15 protein-coding genes are annotated in these 18,553 nt (G+C 51.0%); 12 read left to right on the top strand and 3 right to left on the bottom strand.

All coding sequences use genetic code 11. The features are described 5' to 3' along the window. The first annotated feature begins 1 nt into the window (after position 1). The 7 genes from Q9292_RS13375 (at position 2) to Q9292_RS13345 (ending at position 9,110) form a co-directional block, all read left to right on the top strand. Positions 2 to 706 (top strand): DUF1826 domain-containing protein, encoded by a 705-nt coding sequence (locus Q9292_RS13375; RefSeq protein ID WP_313988907.1) that lies wholly within the window; start codon positions 2 to 4, stop codon positions 704 to 706. A gap of 101 nt (positions 707 to 807) precedes the next feature. After that, positions 808 to 1,152, top strand: coding sequence for a hypothetical protein (locus Q9292_RS13370; protein ID WP_275354983.1), 345 nt, complete (start codon positions 808 to 810; stop codon positions 1,150 to 1,152). A 64-nt stretch (positions 1,153 to 1,216) separates the two neighbouring features. Continuing rightward, positions 1,217 to 3,331 carry a TonB-dependent receptor gene (locus Q9292_RS13365; RefSeq protein ID WP_313988902.1) on the top strand — a complete coding sequence of 705 codons (2,115 nt, stop codon included), beginning with the start codon at positions 1,217 to 1,219 and terminating at the stop codon, positions 3,329 to 3,331. A gap of 319 nt (positions 3,332 to 3,650) precedes the next feature. Continuing rightward, complete coding sequence (locus Q9292_RS13360) at positions 3,651 to 5,708, top strand: TonB-dependent receptor (RefSeq protein WP_313988899.1); 2,058 nt, start codon at positions 3,651 to 3,653, stop codon at positions 5,706 to 5,708. Then, positions 5,705 to 6,415: an ABC transporter ATP-binding protein gene (locus tag Q9292_RS13355; RefSeq protein WP_313988897.1), complete on the top strand. Its 711-nt coding sequence runs from the start codon at positions 5,705 to 5,707 to the stop codon at positions 6,413 to 6,415. The genes Q9292_RS13360 and Q9292_RS13355 overlap by 4 nt, the downstream gene beginning before the upstream one ends. After that, entirely contained in the window at positions 6,412 to 7,818 is a 1,407-nt protein-coding gene (locus tag Q9292_RS13350; protein WP_313988894.1) for a DUF3526 domain-containing protein, read from the top strand. The genes Q9292_RS13355 and Q9292_RS13350 overlap by 4 nt, the downstream gene beginning before the upstream one ends. Next, positions 7,815 to 9,110, top strand: a complete 1,296-nt coding sequence (locus Q9292_RS13345) for a DUF3526 domain-containing protein (RefSeq protein ID WP_313988891.1) — start codon at positions 7,815 to 7,817, stop codon at positions 9,108 to 9,110. Before Q9292_RS13350 ends, Q9292_RS13345 begins: the two co-directional genes overlap by 4 nt. Here the strand turns inward: Q9292_RS13345 and Q9292_RS13340 are convergent. Beyond that, complete coding sequence (locus Q9292_RS13340) at positions 9,107 to 10,162, bottom strand: M14 family metallopeptidase (protein ID WP_313988888.1); 1,056 nt, start codon at positions 10,160 to 10,162, stop codon at positions 9,107 to 9,109. The two genes, Q9292_RS13345 and Q9292_RS13340, sit on opposite strands and share 4 nt — an antisense overlap. A gap of 242 nt (positions 10,163 to 10,404) precedes the next feature. On the opposite strand from Q9292_RS13340, the gene Q9292_RS13335 reads away from it, so the two are divergent. Further along, complete coding sequence (locus tag Q9292_RS13335) at positions 10,405 to 10,716, top strand: hypothetical protein (RefSeq protein ID WP_194746890.1); 312 nt, start codon at positions 10,405 to 10,407, stop codon at positions 10,714 to 10,716. Between the two features lie 180 nt (positions 10,717 to 10,896). Further along, the gene (locus Q9292_RS13330; RefSeq protein WP_313988885.1) at positions 10,897 to 11,598 is read left to right on the top strand and encodes an OmpW/AlkL family protein; all 702 of its coding nucleotides are present in this window, start codon (positions 10,897 to 10,899) and stop codon (positions 11,596 to 11,598) included. A 119-nt stretch (positions 11,599 to 11,717) separates the two neighbouring features. Here Q9292_RS13330 and Q9292_RS13325 read toward each other — a convergent pair whose 3' ends face one another. Further along, on the bottom strand, positions 11,718 to 12,548 hold the full coding sequence (locus Q9292_RS13325; protein WP_313988883.1) for an SAM-dependent methyltransferase: 831 nt from the start codon (positions 12,546 to 12,548) through the stop codon (positions 11,718 to 11,720). Between the two features lie 276 nt (positions 12,549 to 12,824). Here Q9292_RS13325 and Q9292_RS13320 point away from each other — a divergent pair, with 276 nt between their 5' ends. Both Q9292_RS13320 and ylqF read left to right on the top strand, forming a co-directional pair. Then, complete coding sequence (locus Q9292_RS13320; RefSeq protein WP_313988880.1) at positions 12,825 to 13,907, top strand: DUF481 domain-containing protein; 1,083 nt, start codon at positions 12,825 to 12,827, stop codon at positions 13,905 to 13,907. A gap of 162 nt (positions 13,908 to 14,069) precedes the next feature. Beyond that, positions 14,070 to 15,005, top strand: a complete 936-nt coding sequence (gene ylqF / locus Q9292_RS13315; RefSeq protein ID WP_313988877.1) for a ribosome biogenesis GTPase YlqF — start codon at positions 14,070 to 14,072, stop codon at positions 15,003 to 15,005. 31 nt (positions 15,006 to 15,036) lie between these two features. On the opposite strand, the gene Q9292_RS13310 is transcribed toward ylqF, so the two are convergent. Then, a complete protein-coding gene (locus Q9292_RS13310) occupies positions 15,037 to 16,224 on the bottom strand; it encodes a GGDEF domain-containing protein (RefSeq protein WP_313989282.1) in 1,188 nt (395 codons plus the stop codon). A 225-nt stretch (positions 16,225 to 16,449) separates the two neighbouring features. Here Q9292_RS13310 and Q9292_RS13305 point away from each other — a divergent pair, with 225 nt between their 5' ends. Continuing rightward, complete coding sequence (locus Q9292_RS13305; RefSeq protein WP_313988875.1) at positions 16,450 to 18,489, top strand: UvrD-helicase domain-containing protein; 2,040 nt, start codon at positions 16,450 to 16,452, stop codon at positions 18,487 to 18,489. Positions 18,490 to 18,553 lie beyond the last annotated feature (64 nt).

Genomic DNA, 18,553 nt, shown 5'->3' with positions numbered 1-18,553 from the left:
CATGTTGTCGGTTGCCAGCTCCCCTCAAACTGCTTCACTTGCACCTACGCTGACACCAGCAAGCGAGTCCTTGACCTTTAACCCACTGCAAATGCTGCCGATCTTTGAGCCCGAGCAGCAAGTCTGTCTCGTACGCCGGGAAGCGCAAACGGCAATCAGCGACTACCTGCAGCTGGCAGCGCGCAGCTTGGCGCCTGGACTGCGCAACGTGATTTCATTGCAGCCCGCACTTGCGCCACAGTTGCGTGCTTTGCCGTTGCCTGCACAGCCGGGCCGCGAAGCGTTTATTCAAGAGCTGGCACAATTGGTGACGGTGTTTGCCGAGCTGCTGGATTGCCAGACCGTGGGCCTGCGGCTGGAAGTATTGCAAAAAGCCATGTGCCCGCAATTTCATGTTGACCATACCGGAATTCGGCTGCTGTGTACTTACATGGGGCCAGGTACCGAATGGCTGGAGGAAGCATTTGCCGACCGCGGTTATTTAAAGCACCGCAGTCACTTAAACCCGCCTGGACTCAACAACCAACAGCGTGCAGGCGTGGTACTCGATGCGCGTGGCATCATACAGGCAGACGCCTTTGATATCGTATTGCTCAAAGGTAGTCAGTGGCAAGGGAACACCGTAGGCGGCGCCATTCATCGTTCGCCTGTGGTGCCAGAGGGGCAGGCACGCGTCGTACTCGCGCTGGATGCCATCAGGGATTAACGCGCTGTGATGAAAATAACTTGCCCGCTTCATGAGTGTGTCATCAGAACATGGCTAGATAGAGGACGCGCTCATCGCAGGTTTTTTAATCGCCAGACTGCATGCTAAATCACTACATACGGACCCGACTCAATCAATGGCTGCTAGGCGCCCTGCTGGCAGTCTTGCTGTTTTTTGTATTTGCGCAGCAGCATGCGATTGCGCACGCCATCTCTCACCTGTCTGAAGAGATTAATCACACCCTCAAGCATGATAAAACCAGCCAGGACAATCTGTGTGAAGAATGCCTGTGCCTGGACAATCTCCCTGACACGCTGCTGCCAGGACGTCCGTTATTGCTACATGCACCAGACCTCGTCACATCAGCCCAAACCAGCCATACCGTTTTACATACCAAACCGTCCTATCGCCGCTACGCTGCGCGCGCACCACCTCTTTTCGTTTGAGCCCTGACAACCCCAACACAACCAGACGAAAAAGGCCTCAGCGTGAGGCCAAGAGGACAACTTTATGAAGATCAAACGCATCATTTCTGTAGCGGTGGGCGGCCTGTTTGCCAGCTACCCTGCAATCTCTGTACTGGCAGAACCGGTGGATGAAAGCGCACTCGAGCTCGATAGCGTGCAAGTGACAGCAGAACGGTTCAGCAAAATCCGTAATAGCCTGTCACCAGCCACGGGCGGCAGCATATACCGCTTTGACCAGAAAGATATCAGCAATATTCCGGGTGGTGAAAACAACAGCTTTAACCAGATTTTGTTACGTGCCCCTGGCGTCGCCAATGACTCTTATGGACAACTGCATATCCGTGGCGATCACGGCAATATCCAATACCGGATTAACGGCGTCATTCTGCCGGAGGGCATCAATGGTTTTGGTCAGATTCTGGATACGCGCTTTGCCGATAAAATCAATCTGCTCACCGGTGCTTTGCCTGCGCAGTATGGCTACAGAACGGCCGGGGTGATTGAGATTGAGACCAAGAAAAACTTTAAACCGGGCGGCAATGTTGGCTTTTATGGTGGCACCAGCGACACCGTCAACCCCAGTATTCAAATGCACAACTCCACGGGCGACTTCAGTTACTACGTCACGGGTTCTTATCTCTCCAATAATCGCGGCATCGAAAATACCACCGATAGCTACAACCCGATTCATGATAATACCCAGCAAACCAAAGGCTTCGCCTACATGTCGTACTTGCTGAATCCAGAAACGCAAATTGTGGCGATGCTGGGCTCCTACTATGGTAATTTTCAAATCCCCAATAACCCGGCGCAGGCGGCCAACAGCGACTATCTCTCTGCCTTAGGCTTGTCTGGCTATAACTCCTCCAGCCTGAGAGATCACCAGAACGAGCGTAACCAGTACGGCATACTGGCCGTGCAGAGCTCCATTGGCCCTGATTTCGATTACCAGGTTTCACTGTTCACTCGCTATACCAGCACCACTTATACGCCGGATATCACGGGGGGCTTGGCTTTTAATGGCGTGGCCTCGCGCGTGTTTAGAGACAGCATGAGTAATGGCTTGCAAGCCGATGGCAGCTATCACTGGGGCGATAGCCACACCATCCGCATGGGGATGTTTACCAGCACCGAAGATATCACCAGCGACAATACCGCCAATGTGTTCCTGACCTCGGGCGGCACGACGACCAACACCCAGGCCACCATTGTTGATAACAATCACAAAAACGGTAACACCTTGCTGGCGCTTTACTTGCAGGACGAATGGAAAATCAACAACAGCCTGGTGATGAACTATGGCGTGCGAGCTGACAAAATGAATGCCTATGTCAGCGGCGGCCAACTCAGCCCACGCCTGGGCCTGGTATGGAATGCCACGCCTCAAACCACCTTCCATGCGGCCTACTCAAGATACTTTACACCGCCTCCGACGGAGTTGGTCGGCACTAAAACACTGGCGTTATTCAGCAATACCACCAATGCTGCGTCCAGTGACCTCAACAGCGCAGTCAAACCCGAGCGCTCACATTATTTTGACGTCGGCGTCAGTCACCAGTTAACGCCCAAACTCACCGTGGGCTTCGACAGCTACTACAAAATTGTCCAGGACCTGATTGATGAGGGTCGCTTTGGTGAAGCCTTGGTCTACACGCCTTTTAACTATGACAAAGGCAGAATTTATGGCTTTGAATTAACGGCGAGTTATAAAGACGAAGCCTTCTCTGCCTATGCCAACCTCTCACGCTCCATGAGCCTGGCCAAGAAAGTCGACTCTGCACAATATAACTTTGAGCAAGATGAGCTGGACTATACCGCCAATCATTGGGTGCATACCGACCATGACCAGCGCTACACCGCGTCCGCCGGCGTCGGTTACTTATGGCAAGGCTATCAACTCAGTGCCGATGCGTTCTTTGGCAGCGGCCTGCGCCGTGGCTTTGCCAATACCGAACACATGCCCGCCTACACGCAGGTCAATCTGGGGGCCAGCACCATGATCAACGCAGGCACCCTCGGCAAGCTGGAAACCAGGCTAGCCATCATCAACCTGTTTGATAAAAAGTATGAATTACGGGATGGCTCGGGCATTGGCATTGATGCGCCACAATTTGGGCCACGCAGAGGGGTGTTTATTGGTCTGAATAAATACTTTTAATCTGCTGCAACGCTAATCATGTGATGGACCAAGGATCTCTGATCATCGTTTGATCGGCGGACCATTCCCCGATTGAAGGATCAAAAAAGTGACAGTCCATCACAACAAGCGCACACAACGAGGCTGCTGTGTGTTTTTTCTACACCAGACATTGTTTTTTAAGGAGAAGTCGCATAGATCACTTTACAATCATTCTTATTTAACAGCTTTAACCCAATAAAAATAAAACATATTGCCTCAGCCACCGGATGAGATGAGGCACAAAGAGAACACACAGAACCAGATTGATGAATACGCAGACTTATAGGGAAGATAAATCATGATGTACCCAAAAACGATTGCCAGCCTGCTGGCAGTCATGCTGTTCCCGGCGGTAACGGTTTATGCTGAAGACTCGGTAGAACTGGACCCCTCCAAACAAAGCAGTAAAGCCAAGAAAAATGAAGCACCGGTCAGCAGTGTCGAGCTGGATAGCGTCGTGGTGCTTGGCAAAAAAGAGCAAGTCTCAGCCACTGATAAAGGCCTGGCTGGCTCGGTAGATGTCATTACGCGTCAAGAACTGGAATATGAACACGTCACCGATACCCTGGAATTGTTTAGCAAAACACCAGGCGTGGTGCTGTCTCGCTTTAGTCAGGGCATTGTCAATACCGAAGTGTCTATCCGCGGTTTTAGTGGCAATGGTGAAACACCGAACGCCAAAGTGCTGGTGGATGGCATTCCGTCCAATTTGTTCTCAGGTCTCAGTGAGCTGGATTACCTGTTCCCCACCAACATTCAGAGTGCCCAAGTATTTAAAGGCACCAGCGACGCTTCGACCGGCCTGTTTGCCACCGCAGGAAACTACAAGGTAGAAACCCGTAAAGATATCGGCAAGCAATTGCAATTTAGCTATGGCAGCTTTCAAACCCGCGAAATGCAAGGCTACTATGGTGAAAAACAAGGTGATTTCACCCAAAACTATGCAATCGGCTACCGCAAAGGCAATGGCTTCCGCGCCCATACCGAAAATGAAAAAATTGCCTTATCCGGCCGTTGGCAACTGGATTTCGAGCAGTCCAGCCTGGCATTGAGCGCCAAGTATGGCAAATACAACTCGCCTGAAGCACCGGGTTTTATGTCTAAAGAACAAGCGCGTGATGACCGCAGAGGCGTGGCGCCCAATGCACTCAACGATAGCGGTGAAAAAGAATTCAAGCATTTGAGCCTGCATTACGATTACTTTTTTAATAACGATCTGGATTTAAGTCTGAAAGCCTATTGGCAGAATTTTGATCGTGAACGGAATGTACGTTTTTTTGGATCGCCAGGCCTGGAACATCGCTTGGAAGACGAAACCTCGATTGGCTTTGTGAGCAAGTTAAACTGGAAAATCAATCCCAGCTGGGCTTTTGAAACCGGCTACGATATTGAACGCCAGCATGTCGATGAATTCCGTCAACGGTTGACCACTATCCGGCGCAATGCCCAATACGACTTCACCGCACAAGGCATTTACGCCAAATTTGAGAACACGCCGCTGGACTGGCTACGCTGGAACCTGGCCTATCGGGTGGATTATTTGAACAGCGACCCTAGAAACCAGTTTGTGATTAATGGGAATACGCTCAGGACACGCATGCTGGATAACCAGACCATCGTACAACCCAAATTCAACTTGTTTGCCAACCTGAATGCGCAGCAAACTTTATTTGTAAATGCCGGGCGCAGTTTTCAAACACCCACTGGCGTTAACCTTAATCTTTATAGTACCAATGGCCCGACCAACGTAAAGGTTGCGATCAACGATGGCTGGGAATTAGGAATCAAGAGCCAGTGGCATCCTGATTTGAATACGCGTCTTTCTTATTGGCAACAAAAAGCCGAAAACGAATTTATTAATATTGACAACATTAACCAACTCATAGGTACCACCCGCAGGCAAGGGATAGATGCCAGTTTTGACTATGCGTTAGACGAGCAATGGCACTTTTGGGGCAATGTGTCACGGGTAGAGGCCATTATCGTGAAACCGGATGCATTACATCCGCAATTCAAGGATAACTCGGTCCGCAGCATCCCCTCTTACACCGCCTCGCTGGGCTTGCAATATGCGCCCAATGCAAACTGGATTGCACGTGTTCACGTGGATAGCCAAGGCGACTACTACGTCAATGAGAGTAACCAGGGCGGAAAATACGGCGGCTATACGCTGACCAATGCCAATATTGACTATAAAACCAGCTGGGGACGCGTCAGCTTGTTAGCCAATAATATTTTTGATCGCTACTATGAGTATGTGTATGACTTTTCATCCACAGGTGCGACCAACCAGCTTAACTTCGCTCCAGGTACTGGCCGTAACTTTATGCTCACAGCAACGGTGGATTTTTTATGACTGCATTGCTATCGATTCAACAGCTCAGCCTGGGGTTTTCCAAGCGGAAAATTCTAAATCAGCTTGAGCTCAACTTACAGGCAGGTGAAGTCGTCTCTGTGCTGGGCAGCAATGGCGCCGGTAAATCAACGCTGCTGAAAAGTATTTTAGGCTTACATGACACGGCCGAACAAACAGGCAATATCCTGATTGCCGGTATTGATATCGCGCAGGACCGCCAGCGGGCGCTATCGCACCTTGCCTATGTGCCGGAGCAACCTGCCGTGTATGGACATCTCTCTGCGATAGCAAATATCCGTTACTTTTTAAGCCTGGCCAACATAGGTGAAGAAAAGGATATTAACAGCTGCCTGACCATGGCCGGCCTGCCGGAAACAGCTTGGCACCGGCCTTGCAGCGAATACTCCAAAGGCATGAAGCAAAAGGTGATGCTGGCGTTTGCACTTGCCAAACGGGCCACGCTGCTATTGCTTGATGAGCCTAATTCAGGGCTGGATCCACAGGCTACCGAAGACTTAAACCAGCTGATTGTGCAATGCAAAGAAAGTGGCATGGGCGTGCTGGTGGTCACGCATGATGTGTTGTCCGCCATTGGTTTTTCTGACCGCTTGCTGATGCTGACCAATGGGCAGTTGCAACCGGTAATGCTGGACCAGTCAGCACTGACACTGGATAGCCTGAAAAAACTGTATCAGGGGCAGGCATGAGCGCATTGATCTGGAAAATCGCCTGCAATGAATGGCGCAGGTTATGGCATGCGCGGGTTCCGGCATTGTTAATGATAGTGCTGGTGACATTATGGGGCATTGCCGCCCTTGCCGCCCATCACCACTGGCAAGATCATGCACAGACGGTAGCTAAGGTGACAGCGCGCAGCCAGCATGACTGGCAATCGCAACCCGACCGTCATCCGCACCGGGTCTCGCATTTTGGCGATTTCGTCGCCAAGCCGGTCCATCCGCTCAGTGTGATCGAGCCCGGCATCCTCGACCAGTCTGGCCATCTGGTGTATCTGGAAGCACATCGTCTGAACAGTGCCAACTTCAACCCGGCGACTGAAGCCACTACGCTGGGCCGCTTTTCATTAATTACACCAGCCATGATCGTGCAATGGTGGATGCCACTGTTTTTGATCATGATTGCCTATGCCACCGTCACTGCCGATAAAATCACCGGCATCCTGGCTTTAATGCGCGGCAATGGCACCCCTGGCTGGGTGATTGCCGCCGGAAAATGGCTGGCATTGTTTTTACCATTGCTGCTCCTTTTGTGCCTGCAAGCACTGTTGACGCTGGCATGGAGCTGGCAGAGCGATCAGTTATTGGCCAGGCTGGCGCTCATGTTGCTGGCCCAAACGCTTTACATTGCCGGCTGGTGCCTGCTGGTCGTCACCGTGTCCTGGTACAGCCGGCAACTGCATAGTGCCTTGCTGACGTTATTGCTGTGCTGGGTCTGTGTCTGCATCATTTTTCCGCGCGGGCTGGCGAATCTGGCCCAGATCGCCTATCCAACACAGCCTCGCGCAGAGGCTGAATACCATGCGGAAAGCAAGCTGCAAAGCATAGGCGACAGCCATAACCCTGACGATCCGCATTTTCAGGCCTTTAAACAGAGCATACTCAACAAATACCAGGTAAGCCGGATCGAAGACCTGCCAGTAAACTACCAGGGACTGCTGATGCAGGAAGGCGAGCGCCTGACCACGGCCGTCTACCGCGAACAACAGGCATTGCATGACGCACAGCTGGCAAAACAGAATGAAAGTATCCGGCACTGGTTATGGCTCACACCGGCATTGGCGCTGCAATATATACAGATGGCGGCTAGCGGCAATGACCTGCCGCACCACCAGGCGTTTATCCGGCAGTCTGAAGCCCGGCGGTATCAATTAATCCAATATCTGAACCAGATCCACACTTACAAAGTGGACCAGCATGACGATAAGAACACGCGTGTTTCTGCCGACTTTTGGAAGAACGCGCCCCGTCCCCCGGTGAATCTGCCACCGATGGCAGTCAGCCACGCCAGTCTGACAGCTGCCTTTCTGGTGTTGATTGGCTGGCTGTTATTGCCTGGCTCCTTGCTTGTTAGGGTTTCGCACCGACTATGAAACATGAATTCACTCTGCTGCTCAAGCAACGCAGCCTGACCCTATTGCTTTTGCTCAGCCTGGTACTGGTTAGTTTTAGCTTGTTAAACGGCTGGCAAAATATCCGTCATATCCAGTCCCAGATCCAGCATGCGCAACAGGAAGAGTCCCTGCGCAAGCAGGACTTTATCCAGCACAACAGTCATGACGTGGCACTTGAGGCAGGAGAGGTGGGCTATTACCTGTTCCACAACGTCTATTACCGCCCTGGCGAATGGAGCTTTATTGCCCTGGGCAACCGGCTGGTGGTGCCGTACGTGCAACGGATACGTTTACTCGGCTTGCAAAGCCAGCTTTACGATGGTGAGTCGCATCACCCTGAATATGTGATGCTGGGTACCTTTGACTATGCTTTTTTGCTGGTATTTTTTGCGCCTTTGCTCTGTATCGCCCTGATGCATGACCTGAAAGCCAGCGAGCAACAGGCGCAACGTTTACTGTTTTTGCATAGCCTGGTAAAAGAACCATGTCATTTCTGGTTTAAACGGGTGTTATCCCGCTGGGTGCTTGTCACGCTTGTCTTCGTACTCCCGTTATTACTGTTTGCCGGGATGCACTCGCTTTCCTTGTCACCCCTGTTACAGGTTTTGACAATTACAGCCTTATACACGTTTTTATGGTCTGCATTGTGTAGTGCAGTCAGCCTGCGCAAACGAGCACTCAACGCCAACTTCAATGCCATGTTGCTGAGCAGCATTTGGGTCATGTTATGCGTGGTCTTACCGAATCTTTGCCAGCTATGGCTGCACGCCCGTTATCCCTTGCAAGACGGTAGCCAGCTTGCCATGCAGCATCGGCAATTGGTACATGGCGCCTGGGATTTACCAAAAGAGGATACGCTGAAACCCTTCTATGCCTTGTATCCGCAATGGAAAGATACTCCGCCCGTCACAGGCCGCTTTCACTGGAAGTGGTACTTTGCCTTTCAACATATGGGCGATGTCCACTTGCAAGCACAAGTGGCTGCCCGGACACGAACCTTACAAATGAGGGCGGATGCCGCAACAAAGATGGGGCGGTGGTTACCCACGGTCTGGGCGCAAACACAACTGGAAGCGGTCGCATGCAGCGATATTAGCCATTTGCTAGTACACAGACAGCAGATAGAGAAGTTTCACACCCGCCTGCGTGAAGCCATCTACCCTTTTTTGTTTGAGGAGCGGGCACTACATCGCAAAGAGATTGAATCCATGCCAGTCTTTGACGCAAACGAGCCGTGCGCGCAAGGTGCGCATCCTGATGGCAACAGCTAAGGGGCCTTCACCACACCGATAGATATTGTGACTTCGCCCGCGCGTATCGGTGGCGTGGCATTTTGAATCAGGATGCGCCCGGCCACAGGCGCACGCAAAGTTTCAATCTTCTCGCCAAAATAATCCGTCACTTCACCTACGACCTGCCCTGCTGTCACCCAATCGCCAATGCTGGATTTGGCCGTAAACAAGCCGGTTTGCTGGCTGCGTAGCTCAACCATTTTGCTGTAATAATGAATTGGCGAGGCTACCTTTGTCCTGTGTTGCGTGCTGACATCTATCGTTTCAGGCGCATCTATCATGCCCAAGCCACTCATGGCCTGTGCACAAGCTTGCGTGATCATGGCCACAAAAGCGGCATCGCGCTGAGCAAACTGGCCGACTTCCAGCGTCAATGCAGGCTTGCCCCTGGTCTGTGCCGTATTCGGATATGAGATGGAATGATCAGGATCATTGGGCCTGCCGTCATAGAGCACAATGTCTGGCAATCCTAAAAGATCAGCAAAATGCTGTGTTCTGGCATCAAGCGCTGGCACGTGCAACACCGGGGAATACACATGTGGCCATAAATGCTGGTTGGCACTGCCAGAATGGATGTCAATCAGGTAATCCGTTTTGCTGATGACTTGCGCCGTTAAAAAATCGGCGATCTGCTCAGTCAGGGTGCCCTGTGCGCTACCAGGAAACACCCGGTTCAGGTTTTTCTCATCGACCGGACTCAGCGCAATGCGACGTGCATGAAAACCTTCAAGATTCGCCAGATGAATCAGAATCAGGGTCCCTTTCAAGTGTTCAGGCTGTATCTGCTTGCGCAACTGCTGCAAGGCCAGTATCGAAGGAAATTCATCGCCATGGATACCTGCTGTCAGGGTCAATACCGGTCCTGAAGTTTGCCCATGAATCACCGTCACCGGAATTGCCGTTGACGACACGGCCATCATCCACGAAGAGAGCGTGCCTGACGCAATCTGCTTGCCCGCCAAATCAAAGGCCTCCCTTGCATGCAAACTTCCCCAAGACAACAACAGCATGCAAAGCCAGCAGAAACGCATTTTTTCCTCCTCAATGATATGCAACATTGTTGCGGAATAAGGTGTATATGTAAAGCGTTAAACCAGCAGTGCGCTCGCCAACGGCGATGATTGAGCGAGCCATCGAATGGCTAAACGGATGAACTAAAGAAACTAATCGCTTACATGCCTTACTAAAAGATTGATGCACATGATTTAAACGCCTATGATCTGCTTTTTAATTCATGGCTTGTTGTTATACCGCTTTTTTAATGGAGTCCCGCATGCGTATACTGACCCTCACCGCTCTTTTGATCTTGACCTTCAGCGAACCAGTTTTTGCGCGCAATATCAGCGTCGAACAATCTGAAGCCGCCAGTGCCCGCGATGCCGTAGGCGACGCCATGAGCAAACTCAGCGATATCGAGCAAAAAATTCAACGCCAGCAAGCCGTGCTGACGCAAGCACAAGAAACGCTTAAACAATATCAGGCGGAAAAAGCCCAGATTGAAAAAGACCTCGATGCCAAAAAAGCCATCTTTGAACAAAAGTCCAAAGCACTGGATGAAGCCTGGAAACAACGCAACGACTACTGATCCAACGATCCAGCCACCCAAAACCAGTCTGAGGACTGGTTTTTTTATCACTCCATGCGTGCGCTTTGCTTTTTGCACGGCGTTTTAGGCAAATCCAATCCAGTTGACCTGCATCAATATACGGCCTGACTTGCCGACCTACAATGCACTCAAGTTCAATGCACTAATGGAGTGATCACAATGAAAAAAACCGCAATCAGTTTAATGTTGGCTGCTTTATTGCCAGCCCTCAATGTTCAGGCAGAACAAGGCGACTGGGTTGTCCGCCTGCGTGCAGCCAATATCAAGCCTAATGAAGACAGCAGCTTGGGTAAATATGTTAATCGAAACGTTGCAAACGTAATGACTCCTAGCTCAGAGTTAAAAGTTGATAGCAACACCATCCCTGAACTGGACATCAGCTACTACTGGACAAAAAACATTGCGACAGAGTTGATTCTTGCCTTGGGCACCAAGCATGATGTGAAGATCACAGGCGATAACGGTGGCGTAGTAACAAATCAAAAATTGGGTGAAGTAGACCTGTTGCCACCAACGCTGACTGCTCAGTGGCACTTTAATCCAGATGCAACTTTCGATCCTTATGTAGGTGCTGGTATTAATGCAACTTTCATGCTCGACAGATATTTAAGAGGGTCTGCTGGTGCTATTGATGGCCAAAAAATTAGAATTGACCGCGATAGCTTTGGTCCGGCATTGCAAGCAGGCTTTGACATTAACTTAAAAGATGGCTGGATGATTAACGCTGATGTGAAGTATTTGTGGATTAACACAGAAGTTGAAATGAAAAGCGCAGCTTTAACTGGTGACCGCTGGACAAAGATTGACAAACTGGATATCAATCCATGGGTATTGGGCATTGGTATCGGCAAGCGCTTCTAGTTAGGCGCATAACGTCTCTTCCCTGGGGCAAAGCATTAGCTCCATTCACCTCTGATACTCTCCCAGTGTCAGAGGTTTTTTTATCTGCGCCTGACTGAGCGTAGCCTAAAAATCAAATGCTAAAAGTGAAACCTTGGCGCAAGGCCAGACAAATGCAACTGCTCCAGCAATTGCAAGCCGCGCTCACGCGCGCTGCGTTTACGCTGGCCGGTATGCTTGGCAATGATCAGTTCATTTTTCATTGAATGCTCCCAGCCTACCAGCTCGGTCACGGTCACCTGATAGCCATGCGCTTCCAGCGCAAGGCAGCGCAGCACATTGGTCACCTGGCTGCCAAACTCACGCGTATGGATAGGATGACGCCACAACTCACTTAAAAAGGTTTTTGATAAGGCCTCAGCTTTATGTTGCCGTAGCGCTTCAGCCACCTCAGCCTGACAACAAGGCACCAACACCATAAACTGTGCCTGCTTTTGCAAGCCAAACGCAATCGCATCATCGGTGGCGGTGTTGCAGGCATGCAAGGCCGTCACAATATCAACCTGTTCTGGCAGTTGCGCGGACTGCATGGCTTCTGCCACCGTCAAATGCTCAAACTGCATGCGGCTAAAGTCGCATGCTTGCGCCAATTGACGCGACTTTTCAATCAATTCACCGCGGCTCTCAATGCCAATCACCTGGCCTGCCTCATGTTGTTTCAGCAACAAGTCATACAAAATAAAGCCCAGGTAAGATTTGCCGGCGCCGTGATCAACCAAGACGGGCGAAGGTTGTTTTTCCATCACCGCCTGCATCAGCGGTTCGATAAAATTGACCAGATGATAGACCTGCTTGAGTTTGCGGCGGCTATCCTGATTGAGCTTACCGTCGCGGGTCAGGATATGTAAGGCCTGCAATAAGGGCAAGGATTGGCCAGGCCTGACCTCGGGGGGCAATAATGTTTGGACCATGTTGCGGACTACTTTAAAATGCTAATACGCCAGTTTAACAGCACAATTGTTTGACGGCACGTGAGTTTAATCGCATGAGATGAACGGCATGTGCCTAAGTGCGTCTGCTACAGTCTTTGAGTCCCATTTTAGCGGGAACTCTCAGGCTGGTTTTGCAATCATGTAAGAGACAGGGTGGTCAGTTTTATAAAAAACACCCGCCTTTGCAGCGCAACCGCTGCATTCAATCCGCTGCCACGCAGCGCTGTTGTTCAATCGAATCAGGGAGTAGTACCTATGCCGCAACAATCCATGCTTCAGGCACGCCGATATCTATCCTACACCGCGCCATCACAACCGTGGCGATGGTTGCAATGGGCCTTGTTACTGCTCCTGCTAACGACGCATCTGGCGCAAGCAGATACGGTATGGCTCAAAAACGGGGACAAAATCACCGGGACGCTAGGGGTTAAAATCTCAAACAAGCTCACCTTTAAAACCAGCTATGCAGACGAGATTAAAATCAACTGGGATGACATCCACAGTATTGATGCGGAAAAATCTATCCTGATGCAGCTATCAGATGGCAGTATCGTTACCGGACGTTTGATACACAGTACTGAGGGGCAGGTCATTCTGGATGAGGAAACGAATACACGGCTGGTGGACACTGAACTCGGCGAAATTCACTACATCAATCCGACCCTGGATCTGATTGGCGAAGGCTATGTCTGGACCGGGAACATGAGCCTGGGTGGTGCCTTTAACAACGGTAACAGTAAAAACCGCAACATGCAGTTTAATGGCGAGTCGATTTTGCGCGGCTTTGATACGCGCTATACCGTACAGGGCTACTACTATTGGGCTGCAGATAAAGATCGCCAGACTCAGAATAATGGGCGAGTCCGTGGTCAGTACGATCACTTTTTCACAAAAAAATGGTACGGCTACTTGAACACGATTCAGGAAAAAGACCGCTTCCGCGACATTCGCTTGCGTAGCACCTACAGTGTGGGGACGGGTTACCAGTTTTTTGAAAGCGAAAAACGCAATCTTTCACTGGAAGGTGGTCTGTCATACATCACCCAGGATTATTACGAGGAAAGTAACGAGAATCATGCGGCCTTGCGTTGGGCGGTCAACTATAACCAATACCTGTTTGATTCATTTGTGCAAGCATTCCACCGGCATGAAGTCACTTACACGCCGAACTCGCCGTCACAAATCCTGCTTTACAGCTCCACCGGCTTGCGTTTTCCGTTTATTTTCGGCTTGAGTGCCTCTACACAAGTCGACTATAACTATGACAGCCGCCCTGTCGATGAACGGCGTAAAGGCGATACGCGCGCGCTGTTTACGCTGGGTTACAGCTGGAAGTAATCGCTAAAAAGACAATCGTATTTAGTGGCTGGCCGCTTAAATGTTAAAATACGCGCTTGATGGTGAGGTGCGCAGCTGATAACGGCATAGAGCTCCCTCACACAACCGGGTACGGCAAAGACATTGAACCCGTATTTTTTGAGTTAAGCATGGAGCAAAAATATGGCGATACAATGGTTTCCGGGACACATGACTTCTGCCCGCAAAAAAGCAGAAGAGACACTGGAACACATTGATGTCGTGATTGAAGTACTGGACGCCCGCGTACCCGCCGCCAGCCACAACCCCATGATTGAGGAAATGCGTAATTTCCGCCAGCGCCCTAACCTCAAAATCCTCAACAAAGCCGATCTGGCTGACCCGAATGTGACGCAAGCCTGGTTGAATTACTTTAACAGCCAGCCCAATACAAAAGCGGTTGCCCTCTCCTGCAAAAAGCCCGGTGATGCAAAAAAAATCCCTGGTCTATGCCGTCAACTGGCCCCGCATCGTGGCACGCCGCTGAAACCCTTGCGCATGATGATCATGGGGATTCCCAACGTCGGCAAATCCACCTTGATGAATGCCCTGCTCAACCGGCGTGCAGCCAAGGTCGGTGATGAACCGGCCGTGACCAAAAGCCAGCAACGTTTCGAACTGAGCGACAGCCTCAACATCACGGATACGCCGGGCATGATGTGGCCCAAAATCGAACACGCCTCAGATGGGTATATGCTGGCCGCCAGCCATGCGATTGGCCGCAATGCAGTGATTGATGAGGATGTGGCTGAGTTTTTGGGCAATGTGTTGTTGAAGCAATATCCAGCGCTCATGAATACACGCTACAAGCTGGACGTGATGAAGCTGAATGTGGCTGAAATAGATGGCATCGACTTATTGCAAGCCATTGCCAAACGCAGAAGCTACAAACGCAATGATGGAGAGTGGGATATGGAGCGCACAGCGATGGCCTTGCTCACAGACTATCGAAGTGGCGCCATTGGCCGCGTCAGCTTGGAGTCCCCGCAAAGCCGAGCCGAAATGCTGGCACAAGCGGCTGAGCAACAAAGTAGTCCGGTTCAGGAAGAAATACCCGCCTCTGAATCAGACCAAGCGTAAAGTCTGCGTCAACGGCAGGAGCGCTCTGAAGTTAGGCAATCACGCTGGCATGCCGTTTCGCAGGTTTACCTTTCACTGGGGACTTATCAAGCAACTGCTCTATATTGCTCACAATACGGTTGCGGCCGTTTTGTTTGGCACGGTAGAGATTCTGGTCTGCCGCTGCAAACAAGGCATCAATCACATAGCCCATGGTTTCCGAACTCACTGCCCCCACACTGACCGTACATTTAATCGCCTGGGTCTCACGACTCATACTCTCCACACCGGCAATGCTCACGGGCGTCACCTCAATAATCCGGCGGATGCGCTCTGCCAGCACCATGGCTTCCTGCTCACCGGTGTTGGGCATCAGGATGCAGAACTCCTCGCCACCATAGCGCCCGATGACATCGCCGCCACGCAAGGCGGCACGTATGGTCTCGGCGCAAGACTTAAGCACCACATCGCCCACCAGGTGACCATACACATCATTCACCTTTTTAAAGTAATCCAGGTCGACAATCAGCATGCCCATGGGGAGCTGAATGCGTTGCGAAACCGCCTGCATGCGACTGGCGGCTTCTTGCAGGCCACGCCGATTCAGTACCCCGGTCAGGCCATCCAGCGTCGCAATCGCCTGCAAACCGGCCTGTGCCTTGACATGCATGATCAACAACAGCAAGCTCACCACCGCCGTGATGATCAGCATGAAAAAGGACACCAGATAAGCATGGATACTCCAGTCGCCAAAGCCATCGAGACTCGCCTGATCCGCCAGGCCAACCTTGACTGCGACAATGGCCAGGATCAAGCCAACCATGGCAAACAGACTACAACACAGCCAAAAGATATTGGCGACAAAATCTTTTCCATGTCCCACTAAACTGCGGCTGCCGTAGGCAAATATCCAGAGCAAAACGGCTAAATTACTCAGTAGCAGCCAGCGATTGGAAATATGCATGTTCAACATCACGGCATTGCAGGCCAGCAAGGTGGTAATCACGAGCAAGGTCCAATAGCGGTAAACGCGGTAGCCCCTGAACATACGTATCCCATTAACGAGCTGACTCAAGCCTTGTGCCACCAGAGTCACCGCCGCCGCAATATAGATACTTTGTGGTCCGATGATGAGGCTAGTTTGAGAAAAGAAATACACGGCCAGTCCACAGGCAAAAATGAGCAAGCCCCGCACCCAACCCATGATCAGGCGGCGCTGCTGATAGGCCCCAGAAATCATCAAGACCAGAACCAGCGTTAGGGTGAGTCCAATTGATGATAGAATGGCGCTATTGAGATCAAACACAGGGACGGACAAAGTTAGTTAACCTGAAGAAACATCATACTATGGTTACAGGACTATACCCATATAAATGAAAGGGTTGAATAGTCCATCTAGGCTAATAATTGTCTGCTTTCCCATTATTCTCCACTTTGTACTGAAACACGTTTTATCAATCCGCTCATGCAGCATCTGTTAAATCCTCCCCAGCGTGAAGCGATTCACTATCTTGACGGCCCATTGCTGGTACTGGCAGGCGCTGGCAGTGGTAAAACTCGCGTCATTACCCAGAAAATTGCCTACCTGATCAACCAGGCGGGTTACCAGGGTCATCAAATCGCGGCGATCACCTTTACCAATAAGGCCGCGCGTGAGATGCAGGAACGCGTGACGCCTTTGCTGGAAGGCAAAAGTGGCAAGGGACTCACCGTCACCACCTTTCACTCGCTAGGCTTGCAGATTTTGCGCCAGGAAGCGGCGCTGCTCGGCTATAAACCGCAATTCTCCATTCTGGACGCCTCGGACAGCTTTAAAATCCTCAGTGATATTTTAGCCACCACCGACAAGCAGCTCTTGCGCAAAACACAATGGCAAATCTCCAGTTGGAAGAATGACTTTATCAGCCCGGATCAGGCCAAATCACAAGCCGATGAAGAGCTCACCCATGCCGCAGCCCGGGTGTACCAGCTTTATCAGCAAACCCTGCGCGCGTATCAGGCGGTAGACTTTGATGACCTGATCAAGGTGCCGGTGGAGCTGTTTGATCAGCACAGTGAAATGCTGGAAAAATGGCAACGCAAGTTGCACTACCTGCTCGTGGATGAATATCAGGATACCAATGCTTGCCAGTACAAGCTGATTAAACAGCTAACCGGCCTGAGAGCACAATTCACCGCCGTAGGCGACGATGACCAGGCGATTTATGGCTGGCGTGGTGCCGACGTGGAAAACTTGCGTCAGTTGACCACAGACTTTTCCAAACTCAAGGTGATCAAGCTCGAACAAAACTACCGCTCTACCGTGCGGATTTTGCGCGCGGCCAACCACGTCATTGCCAACAACCCCAAACTGTTTGAGAAAAAACTATGGAGCGAACTCGGCACCGGCGACCTGATCCACGTCACGGCGACGCAAAGTGAAGAGCACGAAGCAGAAACCGTGGTGATGAAGCTGCAAGCACACAAATTCGAGCATCGTACGACTTACAAAGACTACGCCATTCTCTACCGCAGCAACCATCAGGCACGCATCATCGAGCAGTTTCTGCGTAACCACAAAATCCCCTACACAATTTCGGGGGGCCAATCCTTTTTTGACAAAGCTGAGATCAAAGACATCATCAGCTACCTGCGCCTGATCATGAACGAAGATGATGATCCTGCGTTTATCCGTGCCGCCACCACGCCGAAAAAAGGCATAGGCAACACCACGCTGGAGCGATTGGGCGAATACGCCAGCGCGCACAAAATGTCATTGTTTGCCGCCGCCTTTGAAGGTGGCTTTCAGCATGAGGTCGGCGCCAAACAGCTCGATGACCTGCTGACCTTCTGCCGTTTTATCCAAACACTGCAAGGCCGTGCTGTCAAAGACCCTGCTAACGAAGTGCTCAGCGACTTACTCACCGCCATCCAGTATGAAAGCTATCTGTACGACGGTGAAGAAGCCAGATCTGCCGAGACGCGCTGGGGAAATGTACAAGAATTCGTCGCCTGGCTCAGCAAAAAAGGCGAAGCCTCGACCGAGTTCGGCCATGAATCGGACGGTAAAAACCTGATCGAACTGACACAACTGGTTTCGCTCATCACCATGCTAGAAGGCCGCGAAGATGGCGAGCCGGATGCCGTCAAACTCTCTACCCTGCACGCCTCAAAAGGACTGGAATACGGCCATGTTTTTCTGATCGGCTGTGAAGAAGGCATCCTGCCGCACACCAACTCCATCGACGCCGACCAGATTGAAGAAGAACGCCGACTCATGTATGTAGGCATCACCCGCGCCCAAAAATCACTCAACATCACCTGGTGCAAAAAACGTAAACGCGCCGGAGAAATGCAAGCCTGCGAGCCTAGCCGCTTTATTGCCGAATTGCCTAAAGATGATGTTAAACACTTTGGCAACCCGTTTAATGGGCCAGATCAGGTGCTGAGTAAAGATTATGGCAAGAGTAAGATGGCAAATATTAAGGCGATGCTGGCGAGTAAAACCACATCAATCCAATCCTAGCTACTAGCTCGCTAACACCAAACCGTTAAGCAGTCTTATTACAGCTAAAATGACCGGAACTATG

Origin of the sequence: Methylophilus sp. VKM B-3414, assembly GCF_032248435.1 — a bacterium.
In the GTDB taxonomy this organism is placed as follows: Bacteria; Pseudomonadota; Gammaproteobacteria; order Burkholderiales; family Methylophilaceae; genus Methylophilus; species Methylophilus glucosoxydans.
The sequence above is the reverse complement of the archived record's forward strand: the minus strand, read 5'-3'. Positions and strand labels throughout refer to the sequence as shown.